The organism is Pseudogracilibacillus amylolyticus (SeqCode) (genome assembly GCF_051918545.1).
In the GTDB taxonomy this organism is placed as follows: domain Bacteria; phylum Bacillota; class Bacilli; order Bacillales; family Amphibacillaceae; genus Pseudogracilibacillus.
This window is the reverse complement of the sequence record NZ_JBPPZG010000260.1, coordinates 1-4,856: the sequence shown is the minus strand read 5'-3', so window position 1 is coordinate 4,856 and position 4,856 is coordinate 1. Positions and strand designations below refer to the sequence as shown.

The 4,856-nt window shown below is 37.2% G+C and carries 4 protein-coding genes; all 4 read right to left on the bottom strand.

All coding sequences use genetic code 11. From position 1 onward, the window contains the following. The coding region (locus ACPYKA_RS18920) for an acyl-CoA dehydrogenase family protein (protein WP_479543755.1) at window positions 1–251 on the bottom strand (251 nt) is incomplete at its 3' end. Window positions 252–262: 11 nt separating this feature from the next. Then, on the bottom strand, window positions 263–610 hold the full coding sequence (locus ACPYKA_RS18915) for an SCP2 sterol-binding domain-containing protein (RefSeq protein WP_479543754.1): 348 nt from the start codon (window positions 608–610) through the stop codon (window positions 263–265). Between the two features lie 901 nt (window positions 611–1,511). Further along, window positions 1,512–3,167 (bottom strand): FAD-binding dehydrogenase, encoded by a 1,656-nt coding sequence (locus tag ACPYKA_RS18910; protein WP_479543753.1) that lies wholly within the window; start codon window positions 3,165–3,167, stop codon window positions 1,512–1,514. A 70-nt stretch (window positions 3,168–3,237) separates the two neighbouring features. Next, a partial coding sequence (gene ligD, locus ACPYKA_RS18905) for a DNA ligase D (protein ID WP_479543752.1) occupies window positions 3,238–4,856 on the bottom strand: 1,619 nt, incomplete at its 5' end.

Here is a 4,856-nt window from a genome sequence, read left to right as displayed (position 1 = left end):
ATTCCTAAATCTCCGTAACATAATGCTTCTAAAATCTGTACTTGTGAAATAAGTGGTAATTGCATCCCGCCTAAACTGTCTGGTTCCTCCATTGTTAAAAACCCTAAATGGTTTACCTGATCGATCAATTCATGATGGACAAAACCTTTTTGCTCATTTTCACGTGCAGAACGTCGTATATCTTCCCTTCCAAGTTTGCATGCCACCTCTGTAAAAGCTTTTTCTTCGTCCGTTGGCTCAAATGAGATCATTAGAAACCTCCCTACTTACTTTTCTCTTTATTATAAGTTGCCAAAATACTTTGCAATTTTAAAGCTAACCCCATATTTCCTTTAATTTTTAATTTTCCACTCATAAAAGCTTGTGTTCCATTCAATTTACCTTCCGCCATTTGTACAAAATCTTCTGCCTTCATATGGAGCGTACAATCCGCTTGTTCTTTTTCTCCCTCAGCGGTAGAACGATGATCATTTTTTAATATAAGTTGATATATTCCAGGGTCTTCATCCGTTAAATTGAACTGATAAACAGCATTAACCCCTTCCGCATACTTTGGATCTCTACTTAATGCATCATTAATTTCTTGAAAAACTTGTTTAACATTTGACATATTATTTCCTCCTGTACTTTTTTATTAATGTAAGCGTATAGCAAATGTTTTTCATTTCATATTCCGTTATATGTCGTGTTTATTTAAAAACGGATGGAGCTCATCCCTAAAATTGTATGAACTTTTAAGATTGCTCTTTAATGTAATAAAATATTAGTGTTGAGTATGTGGAATCAAACTTGGAGACGTGTAAACATGTTGTTGTAAATTTGAGGGGCTGATGTTAAATTATTTTAAAACAATGTACAATTTAGGAGTTTATTAGCAAAAACTAAAAAAGAAAGTCGGGGACATAACTAAAATGATCAACCCTAAAGCGGAATGATTGACAGAACAGGAAGCTTAGATTGTTCCTATTTCAGTGGATGCATCTTAATAAATAGTTGAAGTATACTGTGCAGTAAATTCGGTTCTAATCAACTTACCGCTACGGAAATACACTGCGCTTTCCGTGGGCGGCTGTTGAGTCCCTTCGTGCTATGCACTCGGGTCTCACCTAGCCCTGTCCTCCCACAGGAGTCTCCGTGTATTTTCGCTAGAACAGTTGCTTTGAATGAATGACCAAAGTTTACTTTTTCCAACTAGCGTAGGCAGAATACAAAGACTCCTACAGGAAAAGCACGTGTCTGAAGACCCCGCAGCGGTGATCTTTCCGCGAGGGGGCTGAAGCCGTGCCCGTGGAAAGCGAAGTATTCTGCCGAAGCGGTATTTTACGTCGCAACTTTGTTTAGATATTTACAAAGCAGATTAACCTAAGTTACTGCACAGTTTATAGATATTGACAATTCTATTTAGCAACCAAATGAAAAATCCGAACTGGGATTTAAATTTTTCATTTGAATTCTTGTTCGAATATCTATATACCAACTTCTGTGTGCAAACTTTATTAAAATTATAAAAGCTATCTCAGTTTCTCTATAACGGATGATGCTGCAACCTTTCCACTGAATAAACAACCACCTAAAAACGTACCTTCCAAGGATCGATACCCGTGTACACCTCCACCGCCAAACCCAGATACTTCACCTGCAGCATATAACCCATCGATTGGTTTACCTTGAATATCTAGGACTCTAGCAGCTAAATCGGTTTGTAATCCACCTAATGTTTTCCGACTTAAAATATTTAAACGTACGGCAATAAGTGGACCATTTCTAGGATCTAGTAATCGATGAGGTTTTACAGTCCGAATTAGTTTATCACCAATATAATGTCTTGCGCCGTGCATTGTAGTTAATTGTAAATCTTTCGTAAATTTATTCTCCATTGCCCGGTCCCTTGCTTCTACTTTCTTGCGCATCTTTTCAATATCAATTCTCTTTTCACCTACCAGTTTATTCATTTGAATCACTAAATTATCAATCGAATCCGCTACAATGAAATCTTCTCCGTAATCAAGGAATGCTTGTACTGGACTTGGTGATCCGGGTAGTACACGTTGTAAAACTTTTCCTATACTTTTTTCTGTTAAATCTGGGTTCTGTTCTGAACCTGATAAAGCAAATTCTTTTTCAATAATTTTTTTCGTCAAAATAAACCAGGAATAATCGTATCCAGTGTCTAGTATCGTCTTTAACGTACCCAATGTATCAAAACCTGGTAGGTTGGGTACTGGGAATCGATTTCCTTCTGCATCAAACCACATGGAAGAAGGACCGGGAAGGATACGAATGCCATGCTTTTCCCAGATCGGACTCCAATTTTTAATCCCTTCCGTATAGTGCCACATTCGGTCACGATTGACGATACGACCTCCAACTCTTTCCGTAATTTCAAGCATACGTCCATCCACATGTTTTGGAACACCCGAAAGCATTTTTTCTGGCGCTTTTCCTAATCGTTCAGGCCAATTTTTACGAATCAAATCAAAGTTTGCCCCTATTCCACCACTGCAAATAATGACCGCTTGTGCTTCATACGAAAAATCGCCAATTTCTTTTCGTGAACTCTCTTCCCCCCTTCTGATAGGAGTCGGCTCTAAAATAGCTCCAGTAACTCCTGAAATGGCATTATTTTTTACGATCAATTCATCCACACGATGACGAGGTAAATATGTAACGGATCCTGCCTCTATTTGTTGATGAAGTGATTTGACAAATGGCGCCACAATACCTGGACCAGTCCCCCAAGTAATATGAAAACGAGGTACAGAGTTTCCGTGACCTTCTGCTAAATACCCACCTCGCTCCGCCCAACCGACTACTGGGAAAATGCGGACTCCTTTTTCATATAACCAATCACGTTTTTCATATGTCGCAAAATCGACATATGCCTCGGCCCATTTTCTTCCCCAAAAATCTTCATCTTCTAAACGATCAAATTCAGCACTACCTAGCCAATCTTGCCAAGCTAATTCTTTAGAATCTTTTATCCCCATACGTCTTTGCTCAGGTGAATCTACTAAAAATAATCCTCCGAACGACCACCACGCTTGACCGCCTAATGATTGTTCACCTTCTTGATCAAGTAACAATACTTTTTTTCCGTTTTGTGCAATTTCAGTAGTCGCTACGAGTCCAGCGAGTCCTGCTCCAATGACAATAACATCAAATTCCATCTTATCGCCCCCTTTTTATTAGTATTATAAAGTGTTTTACTATTTTTGAAAGTATATTCTCTCTCTTCTGTCAATTTGACCGAATTAAATCGATCGTTTTTGTTAACGTTTGTTCCCTTGCCGCTTCAAAATGAAATATCCAAGGACATCCCACTGTTTTAACTCGTTCTACAACATTTTGTATCGTAAATTGGTTCGGCTCCAAATTCTCGGTAACTTCTTCCCAATATAATGGTGTTGCAACAGTTGCGTCTTCTGTTTTACGTGGAGAATAAGGAGCGATAATCGTTTTGTTCTTTCCATGTTGGACATAGTCAATGTAGAGACGTCCTCCGCGATTCTTTTTAAAACGTTCTATCGTAAAAATATCTGGTGCTGCATTGACGACAATTTTTGCGATTGTTTCCGTAAAAATGGCAGTTTGCTTAAAGCTTAACCGATTAGTTGGAATTGGGATATGAATCTGAAGCCCTTTATTTCCCGAAGTTTTAATGAATGAAATGAGTTCTAGTCCATCTAACAATTGTTTAATCATTTTCGCCGCTTTGATTGCGAGCACAAACTCTTCTCGGCTGGGTGGATCTAAATCAAATACAATTTCATTTGGATACATGCTATTAATCGTTTGAAATGGGACATGATATTCGATCGCACTATGATTTGCAAACCATATTAGCGACTCTAATTGGTTACAAATTTGAATCCGTTTATCCTTTTCTTCCATATAATCAATATAATCAGGTGCGTAACTAGGTAAGTTTTTTTGAAAAAAAGATTTTTCCTCTATGCCATCTGGGCAACGAATAACAGTAAGGGCCCGGTTTTGTACGTACGGAATAATATACGAATAAATTTCTCGTATATATATAAGTAAGTTACCTTTTGTGAGACAATTTTTTGGCCAAAAGATTTTATCCTCGTTTGATATATCTACTTTTTCGGGTAGCATAGCTAAATCCAATTCCAACCTTTCTTTCGTACAATCTTCCGCCGCTAATGTTGGAAGTAGTTCAGCAAATTCCGGCTCTCGTAATTCGTTGTCATGTAAATCTAATGTATTAATGGAGGCACATATTGCTGGAGGTAAGCTGATCATTTGTTTCTCTTTTTCTCCGTTTGACATAAATACGTTTTTTAATGAGGTCATTTCTTCTTCACTTAAACCATGTTTACATTTTCCAATAGAAATCGTTGTTGCATGATGATAAATCCCGGTTTGAAAATAATCATTTTTTAAATCATATGCTGTTAGAAAAACATGTATCTTGCGCCAGTTTTTTTCTTTTAACCAATCACCGTGTGCTTTCCCACGTACATATAAACTTGAGGTTCGTTTCGCCACAATGCCCTCGCCTTTATGGGAAAAAACAATGGTAGAAATTTCTTCATAGTTTTCATATGATTTAATCATTTGAAGGGGCATATCCTCTTTTCCTTCTAGCTTTTGAAATAAATTTACTAACTGTTTTTTTCTGTCTTTTAAGGTAGTTTGACGGTAATCTTTTTGACCTTGCTGCAATAGATCAAAAGCAATAAATGTAGCTGGTCTCTCGATTGAAAGTTTGGCAATTTTCTCTTTTAATTTTAAGCGACCACGTTTTTGTATAGCTGAAAAATTAGCTTGATACGCATTATTTAATACGACTAATTCTCCGTCTAATTGAATAGGTAAAATTTTAGTAAATAATG

Bases quoted from the DNA above. Each gene is read 5' to 3' on its own strand.
- ACPYKA_RS18915 (WP_479543754.1), bottom strand. From the start codon at position 610: ATGTCAAATGTTAAACAAGTTTTTCAAGAAATTAATGATGCATTAAGT.
- ACPYKA_RS18910 (WP_479543753.1), bottom strand. From the start codon at position 3,167: ATGGAATTTGATGTTATTGTCATTGGAGCAGGACTCGCTGGACTCGTA.